We start from the raw sequence: 17,358 nt of genomic DNA, 5'->3' as shown, positions 1-17,358 counted from the left end.
GGTTTCGCAGGCTCAACCCATCCTGCGAGTGCGTTCATCCGGTGGAGTGGGGGCGGTCACTCTTCCACTCTAGCGACTCCCACGGCGGCGCTCCACTGCGGCGCTCAGCCGCGGCTGGCGAGCCAGGCGCGCCAGCCGCCGAAGGCGCTGATGTCCTCGGCGCCGGCCAGGCCCCAGGCGTCGCAGATGAAGCCGGTCTCCCAGCTGCCGTCGGCCAGCTCCACCTTGCCCAGGCCCAGGGGCGCCGGGATGCCGGTGAGGAAGGAGCCCAGCTCGGCGCTGGGCAGCTCCCAGACTTCCACCTCGATGGCCACGCCGCCCTCGGCCACCCGCAGCATGCCCGGGCGCAGCGGCGGGCCGCCGGCCAGGGCATACAGCCTGTAGGCCGGCGCGCTGTGGGTGGCCAGCAGCAGGCGCGCGCCGCGCTGGCGCAACTGCCCGTTGAGCGCCAGGCCGTCCAGGTGCGCGCCGCACACCACCAGGCGTGCGTGGTCGTTGCGCGCCGGGGCCTTGGGCGCCGGGCCGGCCAGGGCGTTGCCGCCGACCAGGGGCAGGGCGCTGGCGCGTTGCAGGGCGTCGCCCAGGCCGAGCAGGTACTGGTCGCTGAACACCCGGCCGAACAGCGTCAGGCCCCAGGGCAGGCCGTTGGCCATGAAGGCGCTGGGCAGGGCCAGGGCGGCGTAGTCCAGCAGGTTCATGAAGTTGGTGTAGTAGCCCAGTTCGGCGTTGCGCAGCACCGGCTCGGCGTGCAGCTCGGCGAGGGTCACCGGGCGACCGATGGTGGGGGTGAGCATGCAGTCCAGCTCGGCCATGATCGCGTCGCAATGCGCCTTGAGCTCCTGCAGGCGGTACTGCGCGCGGAACAGTTGCACGGCGCTGGCGCCGGGAGCCTTTTCCAGCACGGCGCGGATCACCGGCAGCACCGCGTTGGGATCGCGCTCGATCAGCTCGCCGGCGACGCTGTAGCGCTCCGCCACCCAGGGGCCTTCGTAGAGCAGGCGGGCGGCTTCGAGGAAGGGCGAGAAGTCGACTTCCAGCGGCGTGCCGCCGATGCCGCGCAGTTGCTCGATGGCCCGGGCGAAGAGCGCCGGGCCTTGCGTGCAGCCGAAGAACTCGAGGTCCTGCGCGCGCGGTACGCCGAAGCGGAAGGGCCGGGGCGTGCCGAAGGCGCTGCCGTCGTTCCACGCCGGGTTGGCGCGGCTGTAGGCGTCCCGCGGGTCGTGGCGGGCGGTCAGGGCGAGCAGTTCGCTGGCCTCGGCCGCGGTGGCGGTGAAGTAGCTGATGCAGTCCAGGGTGCGGCAGGCCGGCACCAGGCCGTGGTTGGACAGCAGGCCCTTGCTCGGCTTGAGCCCCACCAGGTTGTTCAGCGCCGCCGGCACGCGGCCGGAGCCGGCGGTGTCGGTGCCCAGGGCGAAGCTCGCCACGCCCAGCGCCACGGCCAGCGAGGAGCCGGCGCTGGAGCCGCCGGAGGGGTAGTCCGGCAGCACGCTGTTGCGGCATTCGCCGTAGGGCGAGCGGGTGCCGTTGAGGCCGGTGGCGAACTGGTCGAGGTTGGTCTTGCCCAGGGGCACGGCGCCCAGCTCGACCAGGCGCTGCACCAGGCTGGCCGATTCGCCAGGGACGTAGGCGAAGGCCGGGCAGGCGGCGGTGGTGGGGATGCCGGCCAGGTCGATGTTGTCCTTGATGGCGAAGGGGACGCCGTACAGTGGTAACTCGTCGGGCGAACGGCCGTCCAGCGCGGCCAGGTAGGGCTCCAGTTCCGCCGGGGTGAGCAGGTGGATGAACAGGTTGTAGTCCGGGTTCAGAGCGGCGGCCTTGTCGCGCAGTTGGGCGATCAACTGGCGCGGGGTGGTGCGGCCTTCGCGGTAGGCGGCGCGGAGGGGGGCGAGGCGGAGGTCGAAGGTGTGGGGCATGCTCGGGATTCCAGTTCTAGGCCGGCAACCCTCTCCCCGGCCCTCTCCCTGAAGGGAGAGGGGGAAGAGCGGCCCGGCGTGGTGTCGGGTTCGAACCACGGACCGGGCCGTGGTTGCAGGATGAATCGAATCTTCACCCCCGCTCCGAACGGCGCCCTCTCCCGCTTGCGGGAGAGGGCTGGGGAGAGGGGCTCTTTGCTCTTGCTTGGCGCGCCTGTTCAAGCCTCCTCCAGCACCACCACCCGCTGCCCCGCCCGCACCGGCGAGCCGGGCTGCACGCGGACCTCGCGGACCACGCCGTCGCGTGGGGCGGTCAGGGGGATTTCCATCTTCATCGACTCGAGGATCACCAGGGTGTCGCCGGCCTTGACGCTGGCGCCCTCGGCCACCTGCACCTGCCAGAGGTTGCCGGCGACGTGGCTTTCGATGGCGTGCTGGCCGGCGCCCAGGGGCGCGTCCTCGCCCAGCTCGGGGGCCACCTCCTCGCTGTCGAAGTGGGCCTGGCCGGAGGCGATCCAGCGTTGCCGCTCGGCGTCGAAGGCGGCGCGCTGGTGGCCGCGGAAGGCTTCGATGCTGTCGGCTTCGGCGGCGAGGAAGGCCTGGTAGTCAGCCAGGCACAGCTCGCTTTCCTCCACGCGCAGCGGGTAGCGGCCCAGCGGGAAGTCGCGGCGGATGCGCAGCAGTTCCTCCGCGCTCACCGGGTAGAAGCGGATCTGGTCGAAGAAGCGCAGCAGCCAGGGCTTGCCGGCGAAGGCCTCGACCTCGCGGTAGCGGTTCCACATCTGCAGGGTGCGGCCGACGAACTGGTAGCCACCGGGGCCTTCCATGCCGTACACGCAGAGGTAGGCGCCGCCGATGCCCACCGAGTTCTCCGCGGTCCAGGTGCGCGCCGGGTTGTACTTGGTGGTGACCAGGCGGTGGCGCGGGTCCAGCGGGGTGGCCACGGGGGCGCCCAGGTAGACGTCACCCAGGCCCATGACCAGGTAGCTGGCCTCGAACACCGTGCGGTACACCGCCTCCAGGTCCGGCAGCTCGTTGATGCGGCGGATGAACTCCAGGTTGCTCGGGCACCAGGGCGCGTCCTTGCGCACCGTGGTCATGTATTTCTCGATGGCCAGCTGGCAGGCCGGGTCGTCCCAGGACAGCGGCAGGTGGACGATCCGCGAGGGCACCTTGAGGTCGCGCGCGGCGCAGACTTCGTCCCAGAGGCCGGCGACGGTTTCCAGCAGCTGCGCCAGGGGCAGCGTCTCGGGCTGGTAGTGCACCTGCAGCGAGCGGATGCCGGGGGTGAGGTCGATCACCCCGGGCAGCACCAGGGCTTCGAGCGCCTGCATCAGGGCGTGGGCGCGGAAGCGCAGCACCAGGTCCAGCTCGGGCTGGCCGATTTCCAGCAGCAGGTGGGTGTCGCCGGCGAGGCGGGCGAGCAGGCGGGTGTCGGCCTGGCCGAGGTCGAGGACGATGGGCGAGGTGAGCTCCGCGCTGGGGGTTCCCTCTCCCCAACCCTCTCCCTGAAGGGAGAGGGGGCTGTCCGTGTTCTTCGATGGCTGCGCTACGGAAGTCAGGTCCTCTGCTTCCTGGCGGCGCGCGCGGGCCAGGCTGTGGGCGCTGGGGATGTCCACCGGTTCGAAGCGCACCTTGTCGCCGGCCTTGAGCTGGCCGAGTTGCCAGAGGTCGGCTTCGATCACCGTCACCGGGCAGACGAAGCCGCCCAGGCTGGGGCCGTCGGGGCCGAGGATCACCGGCATGTCGCCGGTGAAGTCCACCGCGCCTATGGCGTAGGGGTTGTCGTGGATGTTCGACGGGTGCAGACCGGCCTCGCCACCGCTGTCACGCACCCATTCCGGCTTCGGCCCGATCAGCCGCACGCCGGTGCGGCTGGAGTTGAAGTGGACTTCCCAGTCGGTGGCGAAGAAGGTCTGGATGTAGGCCGGGGTGAAGTATTCCGGCGCGCCGTGGGGGCCGTAGATGACGCGGATGCGCCGCAGCGCCGGCAGCTCGGTGCGCAGTTCGGCGGGCAGGCTCTGGCCATGGCGGGCGTCGGTGAGCGGCGCCAGGTGCAGCACGTCGCCGGCGCGCAGGGCGCGGCCGCCGTGGCCGCCGAACTGGCCGAGGGTGAAGGTGCTCTTGCTGCCGAGGTAGTCCGGCAGCTGCAGGCCGCCACGCAGGCACAGGTAGCTGCGCGCCCCGGCGCCGGCGATGGCGCCGAGGCTGAGGGTGGCGCCGGCGGGGATGAACAGGCTGGTGTCCATGGGCTGTTCGCGGCCGTCCAACTGCACGGCGAGGGGCGCGCCGGTGACGGCCACCACGGCGTCGGTGTTGAAGCGCAGGGTCGGGCCGCTGAGGGTGATCTCCAGCGCCGCCGCGCCCTCGGGGTTGCCCAGCAGGCGGTTGCCCAGGCGCAGCGCACGGTCGTCCATCGGCCCCGACGGCGGCACGCCCACGGCCCAGTAGCCGAGGCGGCCGGGGTAGTCCTGCACGCTGGTCTGGGTGCCGGCGGAGAGCACTTCGAGGGTCTCGGCTCGGTAGCGCAGGCCTTCCAGGCAGCGGGTCCAGGGCGAGCCGCTGGCGAAGGGGGCGTCGGCGATGATCTGGCGCAGGTAGGCGCGGTTGCTTTCCACACCGTACAGCAGGGTTTCGGCCAAGGCCCGGTCCAGCGCGGCGCTGGCTTCGGCGCGGCTGGGCGCCCAGGCGATCAGCTTGGCGATCATCGGGTCGAAGTAGGGCGGAATCTCGCAGCCGGCCTCGACCCAGGTGTCGATGCGCAGGGCCTGGCCGTCGGCCGGCGGGAAGGCGACCGCGGTGAGCAGGCCGGGGCTGGGCTGGAAGTCGCGGCCCGGGTCCTCGGCGTAGAGCCGCGCCTGGATGGCATGGCCCGAGGGCTCGAGTGCGGCGGCCAGTTCGCCCAGCGGCGGCAGTTCGCCGGCCGCCAGCTCGATCATCCAGCGCACCAGGTCGACGCCCCAGACCTGCTCGGTGACGCCGTGCTCCACCTGCAGGCGGGTGTTCACTTCGAGGAAGTAGAAGCGCTCGGCCTCGCTGTCGTAGACGAACTCCACGGTGCCGGCGCTGCGGTAGCTGACCGCCCTGGCCAGCTTGATCGCCGCCGCGCAGAGTTCCTCGGCCATGCCGGCGGGCAGGTTCGGCGCCGGGGTTTCCTCCAGCACCTTCTGGTTGCGCCGCTGCACCGAGCAGTCGCGCACGCCGAGGGCGATGACTTCGCCCTGGCCGTCGCCGAACACCTGCACTTCGAGGTGGCGGGCGCGCTGGATGTACTTCTCGATGAACACCCCGGCGTCGCTGAAGTTGTTCTGCCCCAGGCGCTTCACCGCGTCGAAGGCGTCCACCAGTTCCTGCGCCGAACGGCACACGCGCATGCCGATGCCGCCGCCGCCGGCGGTGCTCTTGAGCATCACCGGGTAGCCCACGCGCTCGGCGGCGGCCAGGGCGGCGTCGAGGTTTTCCAGCAGGTCGCTGCCTTCGAGCATGGGCACGCCCTGTTCGCGGGCCAGGGCGCGGGCGGTGTGCTTCAGGCCGAACACCCGCAGCTGCTCCGGGGTGGGGCCGACGAAGGCGATGCCGGCGGCCTCGCAGGCTTCGGCGAAGGCGGCGTTCTCGGAGAGGAAGCCGTAGCCGGGATGGATGGCCGTGGCGCCGCTTTCGCGGGCGGCGGCGAGGATTTTCTCGACCGCGAGGTAAGTGCCGGCGGCGGGGCCGGCGCCCAGCTCGAAGGCTTCGTCGGCCTGCTGCACGTGCAGGCTGGCGGAGTCGGCCTCGGCGTAGACCGCCACGCCGCCTACGCGCAGTTCACGAAGCGTCCGCAGGATGCGGCAGGCGATGGCGCCGCGGTTGGCGATCAGGAGCTTGTCGAACATGAGGAAGTCCCCATGGGGTGGCGGGCCGTCCCGCCGTCAGTCGGTGTGCACCACGGTCGTCCGTGGCGCTGACGCTTTTGTAGGAGCGAGCTTGCTCGCGAACCGGATTAGCGCCGGGGTGTCAGGGGAGCTTGTTCGCGAGCAAGCTCGCTCCTACGAAGGGCGGTTTGGAGCGCGGGGCTGCATTGTCCCGAGCGGCTCTGGCACAGCAGCCACAACCAGCGCCGAACCGCTTGCAGCCTGCCGCTTGCAGCTTGCCGCCGCCCTAGTCCCATACCAGCAACTCCGCCGGCGTCGGGTTCCAGCCGTTGCAGGGGTTGTTCAGCTGCGGGCAGTTGGAGATCAGCACGATGATGTCCATGTGCGCGAGCAGCTCGACGTACTTGCCGGCGCCGGAGATGCCGTCCTCGAAGGTCAGGCCGCCTTCGGCGGTGACCGGCACGTTCATGAAGAAGTTGATGTTGTGGCTGATGTCGGCCTTGCCCAGGCGGCCGTCGTGCAGGGCCGCGCGCAGGAAGTTGTCGCGGCAGCTGTGCATGTAGCGCTTGTCCAGGGCGTAGCGCACGGTGTTGCTTTCCTGGGCGCAGGCGCCGCCGAGGGTGTCGTGGCGGCCGCAGGTGTCGGCGACGATGGTCAGCATCGGGTTGCCGAGGTTGGAGTAGAGCACGCTGCCGGCGGACAGGTAGACGCTGCCCTGTTTGCGCAGGGTGCGCTGCACGTCGTAGCGCTCGCGCGGGTTGCCGGCGTTGTAGAACAGGGTGTCGACCGCCTGGTTGCCTTCCAGGTCGAGGATGCGCAGGGTCTGCCCGGCCTTGAGTTCGGTGAGGCTGGGTTCGCCAGCGGCGATCGGGGTGCGCGAGAGGGCGGCTTCGGGGTGCTTGGCGCTGTGGGTGATGGGCATGCAAGTGTCCTCTGTTTCTTCCAATCAGATGAACAGGCGTTCGGTGTTGTGGAAGCCGCGGCCGTTTTCCGCGCGCGAGGTGCGGCAGAGCACGCTGATGCCGTCGGACTCGACCTTGTGCCAGCTCAGGCCGATGGGTTTGGGCGCGTATTGCGGGTTCGGGTCCAGCGGGTGCTGCAGGGCGGTGAGCACCACCAGGGTGTCCATCGGCGCGTACAGCTCGACGTAGTCGCCGGCCTGCGAGTTGCCCGCGGCGAAGCGGAAGCAGCCGTCGGCGTCGACGTCCACCCGGCTGAACAGGTTCAGGCACATCAGCAGGTCCTGCAGGCGCATGTCCCACTTGCCCATTTCCACCAGCAGGTTGTCCACGCCGTTGCGGTGGAAGCCGTTGCGCAGTTCCTGGTAGCGGCCCTGGCCGTACTTCTCCAGCACCTCGGCGGCGTTGAGCACGCCGCCGAAGCTGTCGTGCCAGCCGCAGCTGTCGGCGGTGATGGCCGCCAGCACCCGGCCCATGTCCGAGTACAGGCAGTGGCCGGCGGTCAGCTTGGCGGTGTGCTGGGCCTTGAGGCTGTCGGGCAGGTTCAGCCGTTCGCTTTTCTCCTGGGCGTTGAACAGCAGGATGCTGGCGTTGCCGCCGCCTTCCAGGTCGGTCAGGCGCAGCAGTTGGCCGCGCTTGAGGACGAAGGAGGTGTGGCCGCCGCCGGGGACGGTTTCTTCGTAGAGGGTGGGGCGCAGGGCGAGGGATGCGGGCATGGGGTTTTCCTCAGTAGGCCGGGGTGATCACCGGCGCGGCCGGCTGCTCCAGGCGCGCCGCCAGGGGCGCGGGGAGCTGGCTGCGGGCGAGGCGGCGGTCGGCGTTGAGCGGGATGTCGTAGGTGATGCGCGCGCCGTAGGCATTGGGCGCCTGCGGGTCGTGGCGGACCTTGTCGAAGACCAGCAGGCGGGTGCCCAGGCTGAAGCCCTCGGCGAGGTCGTGGGTGACCATGAACACGGTCAGCCGGGTTTCCCGCCAGAGCTGCAGCAGCAGCTCGTGCATGTCCTTGCGGATGCCCGGGTCGAGCGCGCCGAAGGGTTCGTCGAGCAGCAGCACGCGCGGCTTCATCACCAGCGCCTGGGCGATGGCCAGGCGTTGCTGCATGCCGCCGGAAAGCGCGCTGGGGTATTTGTCCAGGGCGTGGCCGAGGCCGACTTTCTGCAGCAGCGCGGCGGCTTCCTCGCGGGCCTGGCGCTTGGCCGCGCCGAACAGCCGGCCGAGCAGCTTCGCCCGTGGCAGTTCCAGGCCCAGGGCGACGTTGTCGAGCACGCTCAGGTGCGGGAACACCGAGTAGCGCTGGAACACCACGCCGCGGCTCGGGTCGGGCTCGGCGGCCAGGCGCTTGCCGTCCAGCAGCAGTTCGCCGCGGCTGGGGCGTTCCTGGCCCAGCAGCAGGCGCAGGAAGGTGGACTTGCCGCAGCCGGAGGCGCCGACCAGGGTGCAGAACTCGCCCTCGGCGACGCTCAGGTTCAGGCGTTCGAGGATGACGTTGTCGGCATACTCCTGCCAGACGTTCCTCACGTCGATGAAGCTCATGCCTTGCCTCCTTCGTACCAGGGGAAGGCGCGCCGGGTGAGCAGGCGCAGGGCCCAGTCCATCAGCCAGGCGAGCAGGGTGATCCACACCACGTAGGGCAGGATCACGTCCATCGCCAGGTAGCGGCGCACGAGGAAGATGCGGTAGCCCAGGCCGTCGGTGGCGGCGATGGCCTCGGCGGCGATGAGGAACAGCCAGGCCGAACCGAGCATCAGCCGCAGCGAGACCAGCAGGCGCGGCAGCAGTTGCGGCAGCACCACGCGCAGGATCAGCGTCCAGGTGCTGGCGCCGAGGGTCTGCGCCTTGATCAGCAGCTCGCCGGGGATTTCCCGGGCGCGCTGCTCGATGTCGCGGGCGATGCACGGGGCGATGCCGATGACGATCAGCACCACCTTGGACAGCTCGCCCAGGCCGAAGACGATGAACAGCACCGGCAGGATCGCCAGCGGCGGGATCATCGACAGCACCGTGAGCAGCGGCGACAGCGGCGCGCCGAACAGCGGCACGCTGCCGGCGGCGATGCCCAGCACCAGGCCGAGCAGGGCGGCGATTCCCAGGCCCAGGGCCAGGCGCTGCAGGCTGGCGCCGGTATCGCCCCAGAACAGCACTTCGCCGGTGCGCTTGTCTTCGCTGAACGCCAGGCGCTCGACGGCGTCGACCATCTGCGCGGCGCTGGGCAGCAGCTTGTCGTTGGGGTTTTCCGCCAGCCGCGTCGCCGAGCCGGTGAGGTAGGCGAACAGCAGCAGGGCGAAGGGCAGCAGCACCAGGAACAGGCGGCCGCCGCGCTGGGGGTGGAGGTTGATCAGGCGCATGGTTCCCTACCTGTCTGTCGGGGGTTGCTTCCTGTAGGAGCGAGCTCGCTCGCGAACCCGCTTGATGCCTTGGGTACGGGGGCGTTCGCGAGCAAGCTCGCTCCTACGAAAAGCGTGAGCGTTGGCGCGTCAGAGCTTGCCGTCGGCCGCCAGCTGCACGTAGGTCGGGTCGAAGCGCAGCTTGAGGTTGCCGGCGTCGCCGTAGCTGGCGCCGCCGGCGAAGCTCATGCCCACCGCGTCGGCGCTCTTGGCGCCCTCGCCGAGCAGGCCGTGGGCGAAGGAGAACCTGGCGACGCGCTGCATGGTTTCCGCCAGCGCCGGGCTGGTGGCGAAGGCCAGGGCTTCGGCCGGGGTGGCGAACAGCTTGGTGGTGGCCAGTTGCGCCTGGTAGCCGGCGAGGTCGGTGCCGGAGGCCTTGGCCATGTGTTCCAGGGCCGCCTTGCCTTGCGCGTCCTCGGCCTTCATCAGCGCCACGGTCTCGAACCAGGCGCCGGCCAGGGCCTTGCCCAGGGCCGGGTTGTCCTTCAGCGTCTGGCTGTTGACCACCATCATGTCCATGATCTCGCCGGGCACCTTGCTGGAATCGAACACCTCGCTGGTGCCGGGCTTGGCGCGGGCTTCGGCGAGCATCGGGTTCCAGGTGGTCACCGCCTGCACCTGGTCGGTGTTGAAGGCCGCGGCGATGTCGGCGTCGGAGGTGTTGACGGTCTTGATGTCCTTCTCGCTCAGCCCGGCGGATTCCAGGGCGCGGGCGAGCAGGTAGTGGGACACCGACAGCTCCACCAGGTTGATGTCCAGGCCCTTGAGGTCGGCGACGCTCTTGCCCTCGCCCTTGACCACGATGCCGTCGTTGCCGTTGGAGAAGTCGCTGACGATCAGCGCGGTGGAGTCCACGCCGCCGGCGGCGGGGATGGTCAGGGCGTCCATGTTGGTCATGGTGCAGCCGTCGAACTGGCCGGCGGTGTACTGGTTGATCGACTCGATGTAGTCGTTGAGCTGGGTGACCTTGATGTGGATGCCGTACTTCTTCGCCCACTTGTCGACGATGCCGTGGCTGGCGGCGTATTCCCAGGGCATCCAGCCGGCATAGATGGTCCAGCAGAGGTTGAAGCTGTCCTTGGGCGCGGCGGAGGCGCCGAGGCTTAGGGCTGTCAGGGCTGCGGCGAGCAGGGCGGGCAGACGGGGCTTGCGCATGGGGAACCTCCGGTTGGTTGTCGGGCGGGCAGGAGTCGGGCGGCTATGTCGCGCTCTTCTCCCGGGCTTTTGTCCCGCCGTGTAACCTCGCTGGAGGTCGATGGCTCTCGGACCAGTCGCTCGCCATGCGAGCCGGAACCCTAGCCATCCATTTTCGAATTGTGGTGCCGCCGGCCCGCGTTGGCGGGCGATTCCTGCACGTCGCAGACAAAGCGAGGGGCGTGCCAACTTCGCGCAGTGCCCATGGCAGAAGGGCCGGCTCCGCCGCGAAGAGGGTTTCGCCGCCCCGCCATGCGCCCTGATGAAGCACGCCGCCACATCCTGGTGCGCCAGTCGAAAGTCGGTGTCGGCCGGCGCACGGCCCGCGGCAGACTGCACGGACCATCCACTCCATCGGAGTCGCCCATGTCGCACCTGCTGTCCTTCGCCAAGGGCGCGCTGGCCATGTTCTGGCTGGCCGCCGCGGTCAACCTGCTGTACCCCTTCGGCGAGCTGTACCGCCCGCTGCTGCTGCTCTCGGTCGTACTGCTGGTGGTGCACGCCGGTGAGGTGCTGCTGCTGGGCCGGCGCCTGAAGGCGCGCCCGCAGCCCTGGCTGGAACGCCTGCAGGTGCTGTTCTTCGGCGTCCTGCACCTGCCTGCCCTGAGGTAAATAGGTGATTTACATAAGCTTTACCCTGCGGCCGGGCACCGCCGCCGGGGCGTCGGGTCTGATCGTATAAGCCGCTGATTCGAAGCGGATGCCGATCAGGAGTTAGCCATGCGTCGTCTTCTCGTTGCCCTGCTGTTGTTCCTGCCGCTGTCCGGCTGCGTGGTCTACGAACACGACCACGGTGGCTGGCGCGGCGGCCACCGCTACTATGCGCCGCCTCCGCCGCCGCCGCGCTACGCGCCGGCCCCCGGCTACTACTGGCGTCGCTGATGCCATCGCTGACGGCACCCTCGGGTGCCGTCAGTCGTTCTGCGCCGGGCCCTCGGTGGGCTGGCCGTCGACCTCCAGCAGCCGTTCGACGAAGGCCTGCGCCGCCGGTGACAGGCTGCGGCTGGCGTGGCGCACCAGGCCGTAGGCCGAGCCGCGCAGCGCGGCGTCGCCGGCCTGGCGCGGCCAGGCCAGGGTGGCCAGGCGCCCGGCGGCGACGTCAGCGGCCACCACGTCGGCCACCGCCAGGCAGAGCACGTCGCTGCCGCGCACCAGTTCCTTGAGCATCAGCACGTCGTCGCACTGCACGTCCAGCGGCTGTTCGCGGCCCAGGGTGTGCGCCAGGCGCTGCTGGGCGTCGCGCGGCAGGCGCGGGCCGGCCAGCGGGTAGGCGCACAGGTCGTCGATCGCCAGTGGCCCGCGGGCCAGCAGCGGGTGGCCGGGGCGGCAGAACAGCAGGCTGTCGTGCACCCGCAGCGGGTGGATATCCAGGCGCGGGTCGTCCTGCAGTTCACGGCAGTCGGCGACGAACAGCTCCAGCTCGTCGTCCAGCAGGCGCCGGTGCAGGACCTGCCAGTTCTCGATGGCCAGCGCCACGCTGACCCGCGGGTGGGCCCGGCTGAAGGCCGCGAGGGTCTGCGGCAGCAGGCGCGCGGCGGGGAAGGGGCCGGCGCCCAGGCGCAGCTCGCCGGCCTCCAGGTTGCCCAGCTGGCTCACCGCGTTGTCCAGCGCGCGGCTGCCGGCCAGCAGCCGGCGGGCGTGTTCCAGCACCAGCCGGCCGTGGGCGGTGAGGCTGATGCCGCGCGGGTTGCGGTCCAGCAGGCGGCAGTCGAGCTGGCTTTCCAGGGCCTGGATGCTGCGCGAGAGCGCCGGCTGGCTGAGGTTCACCGCCTCGGCGGCGCGGGCGAAGTGGCCGTGTTCGGCGAGGGCGACGAAATGGCGGAGCTGGCGCAGGTCGGTCATGCTTGATTTGCATCGGAATTGATAAAGGAATGCATTGGAATTATGAGCATGCCTGCCGGCATAGTGCCAGGCATTCCCATAACAAGAACCGGAGTCTTCCATGCTGCGCCTTTCCGCCGCCGTCCTGCTGGCCGGCCTGTCGCCCATCCTGCTGGCCGCCGACGACCCCGCCGATGCGCCCAAGCCGCCCAGCGCCTTCACCGTGGCCTTGCAGCAGAAGGTGCGCGAGGCGCTGCCGTTCAGCGATCGCGCCGACTTCGCCCGCGTCGAGCAGGGCCTGATCAAGCGCCCGGAACAGCTGGTGATCCGCAACGAGGACGGCAGCGTGGCCTGGCAACTGGGCGGCTTCGGCTTCCTCGACGCCGGCCGGGACATCGACAGCATCAACCCCAGCCTGCAGCGCCAGGCCCTGCTCAACCTCAAGTACGGGCTGTACAAGGTCGCCGACGGCATCTACCAGGTGCGCGGCTTCGACCTGGCCAACATCACCTTCGTCCAGGGCGACAGCGGCTGGATCGTCATCGACACCCTGACCACCCCGGCCACTTCCAGGGCGGCCTACGCCCTGGTCAGCCAGGAGCTGGGGCAGAAGCCGATCAAGGCGATCATCTACAGCCATGCCCACGTCGACCACTTCGGCGGGGTGAAGGGCCTGGTGAGCCAGGAGCAGGTGGACAAGGGCGAGGTGCAGATCATCGCGCCCAAGGGCTTCATGGAGTCGGCCATCAAGGAGAACGTGCTGGCCGGCAACGCCATGCTGCGCCGCGCCACCTACCAGTACGGCACCCAGCTGCCCCAGGGCCCGCGCGGCCTGGTCGACATGGCCATCGGCAAGGCCGTGGCCCACGGCCCCATGAGCCTGATCGCGCCGACCCGCACCGTCGACAAGCCCGACGAGCAGTTGCGCATCGACGGCGTCGACCTCGCCTTCCAGAACACCCCCGGCACCGAGTCGCCGTCGGAGATGAACGTCTGGCTGCCGAAGCAGAAGGCGCTGCTGATGGCCGAGAACGTCACCGGCACCCTGCACAACCTCTACACCCTGCGCGGCGCCGAGACCCGCGACGCGCTGGGCTGGAGCAAGTACATCAACGAGGCGCTGCACCGCTACGGCAACCAGGCCGAGGTGATGTTCGCCGTGCACAACTGGCCGCGCTGGGGCCACGACGACATCGTCCGCACCCTGGAGAAGCAGCGCGACCTCTACGGCTACCTCAACGACCAGAGCCTGCACCTGGCCAACCAGGGCGTGACCATCAACCAGATCCACGAGCGCTTCCAGCTGCCGCCGGAGTTGGCCAACGAGTGGTACAACCGCGGCTACCACGGCTCGGTCAGCCACAACGTGCGCGCGGTGGTGAACAAGTACCTGGGCTACTACGACGGCAACCCGGCCACCCTCAACCCGCTGGCGCCGGAGGATTCGGCGAAGAAGTACGTGGAATTCATGGGCGGCGCCGAACATGTGCTGCAGATGGCGCAGAAGTCCTTCGACCAGGGCGAGTACCGCTGGGTGGTGGAGGTGGTCAACAAGCTGGTCTTCGCCGAGCCGGGCAACCAGGCCGCCCGCCGCCTGCAGGCCGACGCCCTGGAGCAGCTGGGCTACCAGGCGGAGAACGCCGGCTGGCGCAACAGCTACCTGGCCGCGGCGGACGAGCTGCGCCACGGCGTGCCGCGCGACCTGCCGCCGCTGAAGACCTCCAGCGCCGACGCCCTGGCGGCCATGGACACCGGCCTGCTGTTCGACTACCTGGGCGTGCGCCTGAACGCCGGCAAGGCCGAGGGCGAGGACTTCGCCATCAACCTGGTGCTGCCGGACATCGGCCAGGCCTACCTGCTGGAGCTGAAGAACTCGCACCTGAACAACATCCGCGGGGTGCGCAGCGAGGACGCCGGGCAGACGGTGACCATCGACCGCGCCGACCTCAACCGCCTGCTGCTCAAGGAGGTCAACCCGGTGGTGCTGATCGCCCAGGGCAAGCTGAAGAGCTCGGGCAACCCGCTGTTGCTGGCGAAGCTGTTCGGCATGCTGGACGACTTCGACTTCTGGTTCGACATCGCCACGCCGGGGAAGCGCGAGGGGTGATCGCGTGGCTTTTCGTAGGAGCGAGCTTGCTCGCGAACGAACGCGGTGCCATGCGGTTCGCGAGCAAGAACTAGGCGTCCCCCTCGCTCCTACGAAGGGCGCATCGGCGTGGGGCACCGGTGTTCCGGCCGGCGGCGGATAACCGCGAACGGTTATTCGCCCTACGCCGCCCCACCCGCGGTATTCCCCTGTAGGAGCGCGCCCTGCGCGCGAATCGCGGGCAGGGCCCCTACATTGTTCCGCTCAATAGGCCACGGTGAACCGCTGGCGATGGTGGGCGGGGGTTTGCGCCTCGTCGAGCATGGCCACGGCCAGGTCGGGGAGGGAGATGCGGCTTTCGCCTTTGGCGTCGAACAGCACCTGGTCGCCGCCGATGCGGAACTTGCCGGTGCGCTGCTCGCCTTCCAGGAGCATGGCCGGGCTGAGGAAGGCCCAGTCCAGGTCCTTTTCGCCGCGCAGCTGGTCGAGGGCGTCGGCGGCGCCGAGGGCGCCCTGTTTCCAGGCTTCCGGGAACTCCGGGCTGTCCACCAGGCGCTGGCCGGGGACGATGTCCAGGCTGCCGGCGCCGCCGAGCACCAGCAGGCGCTTCACCCCGGCGGCCTTGGTGCCTTCGAGGATGGCGCGGCTGCCGCGGGCGTGGGCGGCGCGGATGTCCGGGTTGCCCCAGCCGGCGTTGAAGGCGCTGATGACCACGTCATGGCCGGCGACGGCCCTGGCCACCTGCGCGGCGTCGTAGACGTCCGCCTGCACGGCGCTGACGCCGGCGCGGCCGGCCAGTTTCGCCGGGTCGCGGACCAGGGCGGTCACCTCGTGGCCGCGGCGCAGGGCTTCTTCGAGGAAATAATGGCCGACGTGGCCGGTGGCACCGATCAGGGCGATCTTCATCTTGCGACTCCGTGGGAAAGGCCGTAGCACGGCGGGAAGGCGCCCATGATCGGCCACGCCCGGCGCGGGAAAAACCGGCCGGGCCGCCATGCACTCGTAAGCTGCGCTTCACAATCCCTGGTCGAACAGCTTCTGCACCACCGAGAAGTCCTTGTCGCCGAAGCCCTGCTTGAGCAGCAGGCGGTAGAGGCTGGTGGCCAGGCTGCCCAGGGGCGTGCTGTTGCCGGTGAGTTGCGCGGCCTCCTGGGCCAGGCCGAGGTCCTTGGCCATCAGCGCGCTGAGGAAGCCGCCTTCGTAGCCGCGCGAGGCCGGGGCGTTCTCCATCACCCCGGGCCAGGGGTTGTAGACCTCCAGCGCCCAGTTGCCGCCGGAGCTGCGCCGCATGATCTCGGACAGCACCAGCGGGTCCAGGCCGTTGGCCACGCCCAGGGCGAGGGATTCGGCGGTGCCGATCATGAGGATGGCCAACAACTGGTTGTTGCACACCTTGGCTACTTGCCCGGCGCCGTCGAGGCCTGCGTGGAAGATGTTGCGGCCCATGGCGGCGAAGATCGGCCTTGCCTTCTCCAGCACCTGGGCGTCGCCGCCGACCATGAAGGTGAGGGTGCCGGCCACGGCGCCGCCGACGCCGCCGGAGACCGGTGCGTCGAGCATGGGGATGCGGCGTTCGGCCGCCGCGTGGTGGACCTTGCGCGCCGAGGCCGGGGCGATGGTCGAGCATTCCAGCACCAGGGTGCCGGGGGCGATGTGCTGCAGCAGGCCCTGCTCGCCGAGGTAGAGCCCCTCGACGTGCTGGCTGGCCGGCAGCATGGTGATCACCACGTCGACGCCGTCCACCGCGTCGTGGGCGCTGCGCGCGGCGCTGGCGCCCAGCGGCACCAGGCCGTCGACGGCGCTCTGCACCAGGTCGAAGACCCGCAGCAGGTAACCGGCCTTGAGCAGGTTGGCGGCCATGGGCGCGCCCATGTGGCCGAGGCCGATGAAGGCTATCTGTTTCATCCGCGTTCTCCTCTGGTTGCCAGGGTGAACGCCGCGAGGCTCTTCGTAGGAGCGAGCTTGCTCGCGAACCCGCCTGGCACCTGCAGCGTCAGGGAAAAGCGTTCGCGAGCAAGCTCGCTCCTACGGGGGAGGGGGCGGGGGCTACAGGTCCGCCAGCGGGTGCGCGCCCTCCCAGGTCGCCTCGAAATGCGCGTCCACCACAGCCTCAGGTATGGCAGCGATCTCCGGCCAGTGCCAGTGCGGCGTGTTGTCCTTGTCGATCAGCCGGGCGCGCACGCCTTCGGCGAACTCCGGGTGGCGGCAGCAGTTCAGGCTCATGGCGTACTCCATGCGGAACACTTCGGCGAGCGACGAATGGCGCGCGCGGCGGATCTGTTCCCAGACCAGCCGGGCGGTCAGCGGGCAGCCGCCGGCCAGGGTCCTGGCCGCCTTGGCCAGCAGCGGGTCGGCGTCGTTCTGCACGGCGGCCAGGGCCTGCCAGGCGTCGCTGGCGTCGGCCACGTCGAGCAACTGGTCCAGGCGTTCGCGGCGCGGCAGCAGCTGGGCCTCGGGCAGTTCGCCGCGGGCCTCGTGCTCCAGGGCGCGGAGCAGGCTGTGCAGCTGCACCTCCGGCTGTTCGCGCCAGTTCAGCTGGACCAGGCCGGTGAGCAGGACCTCCTGCTGGCCGTCGAGCAGGAAGCGGTCGGCCAGGTCCAGGTCCAGCGCGTCGCGGGCGTTCATCTGGGTGGCGCCCAGGCCGAGGAACAGCCCCAGGCGCCCCGGCAGGCGGGCGAGGAACCAGCTGGCGCCGACGTCCGGGTACAGGCCGATGCTCACCTCCGGCATGGCCAGGCGGCTGGACGGGGTGACGATGCGCACCCCGGCGCCCTGCATCAGGCCCATGCCGCCGCCCATGACGTAGCCGTGGGCCCAGCAGATCAGCGGCTTGCCGTAGGTGTGGATGAGGTGGTCGAGGCGGTATTCGTCGGCGAAGAAGCGCCGCGCCAGCTCCGGCACCTCGCCGGGGTGCTCGCGGCAGGCGTCGACCAGCTTGCGCACGTCGCCGCCGGCGCAGAAGGCCTTGGCGCCCGCGCCGCGCAGCAGCACGCAGGCGATGTGCGGGTCGTCGCGCCAGATCTTCAGGCGCTGCAGCAGCGCCTCGATCATCGGCAGGCTGAGGGCGTTGAGGCTCTTCTCCGCGTCCAGCGTCGCGATGCCGATGCGAAAGCCGTGCAGGCCGTGGCGTTCCTCGAAAAGTACGTTCAT

The 17,358-nt window shown here is 70.2% G+C and carries 14 protein-coding genes and 1 riboswitch; of the genes, 3 read left to right on the top strand and 11 right to left on the bottom strand.

Annotated features, from left to right (window positions below; genetic code table 11):
• Window positions 1–104 precede the first annotated feature (104 nt).
• From atzF to VV867_RS17965, 7 genes are all read right to left on the bottom strand, one after another.
• The gene (gene atzF, locus VV867_RS17995) at window positions 105–1,913 is read right to left on the bottom strand and encodes an allophanate hydrolase (RefSeq protein WP_328567163.1); all 1,809 of its coding nucleotides are present in this window, start codon (window positions 1,911–1,913) and stop codon (window positions 105–107) included.
• Between the two features lie 218 nt (window positions 1,914–2,131).
• Complete coding sequence (gene uca / locus VV867_RS17990) at window positions 2,132–5,785, bottom strand: urea carboxylase (protein ID WP_328567162.1); 3,654 nt, start codon at window positions 5,783–5,785, stop codon at window positions 2,132–2,134.
• A gap of 265 nt (window positions 5,786–6,050) precedes the next feature.
• Window positions 6,051–6,686 (bottom strand): urea amidolyase associated protein UAAP2, encoded by a 636-nt coding sequence (locus VV867_RS17985; protein WP_328567161.1) that lies wholly within the window; start codon window positions 6,684–6,686, stop codon window positions 6,051–6,053.
• A 24-nt stretch (window positions 6,687–6,710) separates the two neighbouring features.
• The gene (locus VV867_RS17980) at window positions 6,711–7,439 is read right to left on the bottom strand and encodes an urea amidolyase associated protein UAAP1 (RefSeq protein ID WP_328567160.1); all 729 of its coding nucleotides are present in this window, start codon (window positions 7,437–7,439) and stop codon (window positions 6,711–6,713) included.
• Window positions 7,440–7,449: 10 nt separating this feature from the next.
• Window positions 7,450–8,256, bottom strand: a complete 807-nt coding sequence (locus VV867_RS17975; protein WP_328567159.1) for an ABC transporter ATP-binding protein — start codon at window positions 8,254–8,256, stop codon at window positions 7,450–7,452.
• The gene (locus VV867_RS17970; protein ID WP_328567158.1) at window positions 8,253–9,068 is read right to left on the bottom strand and encodes an ABC transporter permease; all 816 of its coding nucleotides are present in this window, start codon (window positions 9,066–9,068) and stop codon (window positions 8,253–8,255) included. Before VV867_RS17970 ends, VV867_RS17975 begins: the two co-directional genes overlap by 4 nt.
• A gap of 129 nt (window positions 9,069–9,197) precedes the next feature.
• On the bottom strand, window positions 9,198–10,262 hold the full coding sequence (locus VV867_RS17965) for a putative urea ABC transporter substrate-binding protein (protein WP_328567157.1): 1,065 nt from the start codon (window positions 10,260–10,262) through the stop codon (window positions 9,198–9,200).
• Between the two features lie 56 nt (window positions 10,263–10,318).
• Window positions 10,319–10,417, bottom strand: a riboswitch (guanidine-I (ykkC/yxkD leader).
• Window positions 10,418–10,667: 250 nt separating this feature from the next.
• Between VV867_RS17965 and VV867_RS17960 the strand changes: the two genes are divergently transcribed.
• Together VV867_RS17960 and VV867_RS17955 are read left to right on the top strand one after the other, a co-directional pair.
• The gene (locus VV867_RS17960) at window positions 10,668–10,913 is read left to right on the top strand and encodes a DUF1145 domain-containing protein (protein ID WP_109934302.1); all 246 of its coding nucleotides are present in this window, start codon (window positions 10,668–10,670) and stop codon (window positions 10,911–10,913) included.
• Window positions 10,914–11,021: 108 nt separating this feature from the next.
• Entirely contained in the window at window positions 11,022–11,183 is a 162-nt protein-coding gene (locus VV867_RS17955; RefSeq protein ID WP_167364830.1) for a hypothetical protein, read from the top strand.
• 30 nt (window positions 11,184–11,213) lie between these two features.
• Here VV867_RS17955 and VV867_RS17950 read toward each other — a convergent pair whose 3' ends face one another.
• Entirely contained in the window at window positions 11,214–12,143 is a 930-nt protein-coding gene (locus VV867_RS17950; RefSeq protein WP_328567156.1) for a LysR family transcriptional regulator, read from the bottom strand.
• Window positions 12,144–12,243: 100 nt separating this feature from the next.
• Between VV867_RS17950 and VV867_RS17945 the strand changes: the two genes are divergently transcribed.
• Window positions 12,244–14,229 (top strand): alkyl/aryl-sulfatase, encoded by a 1,986-nt coding sequence (locus tag VV867_RS17945; RefSeq protein ID WP_328567155.1) that lies wholly within the window; start codon window positions 12,244–12,246, stop codon window positions 14,227–14,229.
• A gap of 243 nt (window positions 14,230–14,472) precedes the next feature.
• Here the strand turns inward: VV867_RS17945 and VV867_RS17940 are convergent, their stop codons facing one another.
• From VV867_RS17940 to VV867_RS17930, 3 genes are all read right to left on the bottom strand, one after another.
• Window positions 14,473–15,114 (bottom strand): NAD(P)-dependent oxidoreductase, encoded by a 642-nt coding sequence (locus VV867_RS17940; protein WP_328567154.1) that lies wholly within the window; start codon window positions 15,112–15,114, stop codon window positions 14,473–14,475.
• Window positions 15,115–15,222: 108 nt separating this feature from the next.
• The gene (gene mmsB, locus VV867_RS17935) at window positions 15,223–16,113 is read right to left on the bottom strand and encodes a 3-hydroxyisobutyrate dehydrogenase (protein ID WP_275626969.1); all 891 of its coding nucleotides are present in this window, start codon (window positions 16,111–16,113) and stop codon (window positions 15,223–15,225) included.
• Window positions 16,114–16,254: 141 nt separating this feature from the next.
• The gene (locus VV867_RS17930) at window positions 16,255–17,358 is read right to left on the bottom strand and encodes an enoyl-CoA hydratase/isomerase family protein (RefSeq protein WP_275626968.1); all 1,104 of its coding nucleotides are present in this window, start codon (window positions 17,356–17,358) and stop codon (window positions 16,255–16,257) included.

Origin of the sequence: Pseudomonas sp. JH-2 (assembly GCF_036231725.1) — a bacterium.
Taxonomy (GTDB): Bacteria; Pseudomonadota; Gammaproteobacteria; order Pseudomonadales; family Pseudomonadaceae; genus Pseudomonas; species Pseudomonas delhiensis.
Note: the sequence above shows the minus strand (reverse complement) of the source record. Positions and strands in the feature narration are given on the sequence as shown.

Excerpts from the sequence above, each read along its gene's own strand:
- atzF (WP_328567163.1), bottom strand. The coding sequence starts at position 1,913 with ATGCCCCACACCTTCGACCTCCGCCTCGCCCCCCTCCGCGCCGCCTAC.
- uca (WP_328567162.1), bottom strand. The coding sequence starts at position 5,785 with ATGTTCGACAAGCTCCTGATCGCCAACCGCGGCGCCATCGCCTGCCGC.
- VV867_RS17985 (WP_328567161.1), bottom strand. The coding sequence starts at position 6,686 with ATGCCCATCACCCACAGCGCCAAGCACCCCGAAGCCGCCCTCTCGCGC.
- VV867_RS17980 (WP_328567160.1), bottom strand. The coding sequence starts at position 7,439 with ATGCCCGCATCCCTCGCCCTGCGCCCCACCCTCTACGAAGAAACCGTC.
- VV867_RS17975 (WP_328567159.1), bottom strand. The coding sequence starts at position 8,256 with ATGAGCTTCATCGACGTGAGGAACGTCTGGCAGGAGTATGCCGACAAC.
- VV867_RS17970 (WP_328567158.1), bottom strand. The coding sequence starts at position 9,068 with ATGCGCCTGATCAACCTCCACCCCCAGCGCGGCGGCCGCCTGTTCCTG.
- VV867_RS17965 (WP_328567157.1), bottom strand. The coding sequence starts at position 10,262 with ATGCGCAAGCCCCGTCTGCCCGCCCTGCTCGCCGCAGCCCTGACAGCC.
- VV867_RS17960 (WP_109934302.1), top strand. The coding sequence starts at position 10,668 with ATGTCGCACCTGCTGTCCTTCGCCAAGGGCGCGCTGGCCATGTTCTGG.
- VV867_RS17955 (WP_167364830.1), top strand. The coding sequence starts at position 11,022 with ATGCGTCGTCTTCTCGTTGCCCTGCTGTTGTTCCTGCCGCTGTCCGGC.
- VV867_RS17950 (WP_328567156.1), bottom strand. The coding sequence starts at position 12,143 with ATGACCGACCTGCGCCAGCTCCGCCATTTCGTCGCCCTCGCCGAACAC.
- VV867_RS17945 (WP_328567155.1), top strand. The coding sequence starts at position 12,244 with ATGCTGCGCCTTTCCGCCGCCGTCCTGCTGGCCGGCCTGTCGCCCATC.
- VV867_RS17940 (WP_328567154.1), bottom strand. The coding sequence starts at position 15,114 with ATGAAGATCGCCCTGATCGGTGCCACCGGCCACGTCGGCCATTATTTC.
- mmsB (WP_275626969.1), bottom strand. The coding sequence starts at position 16,113 with ATGAAACAGATAGCCTTCATCGGCCTCGGCCACATGGGCGCGCCCATG.
- VV867_RS17930 (WP_275626968.1), bottom strand. The coding sequence starts at position 17,358 with ATGAACGTACTTTTCGAGGAACGCCACGGCCTGCACGGCTTTCGCATC.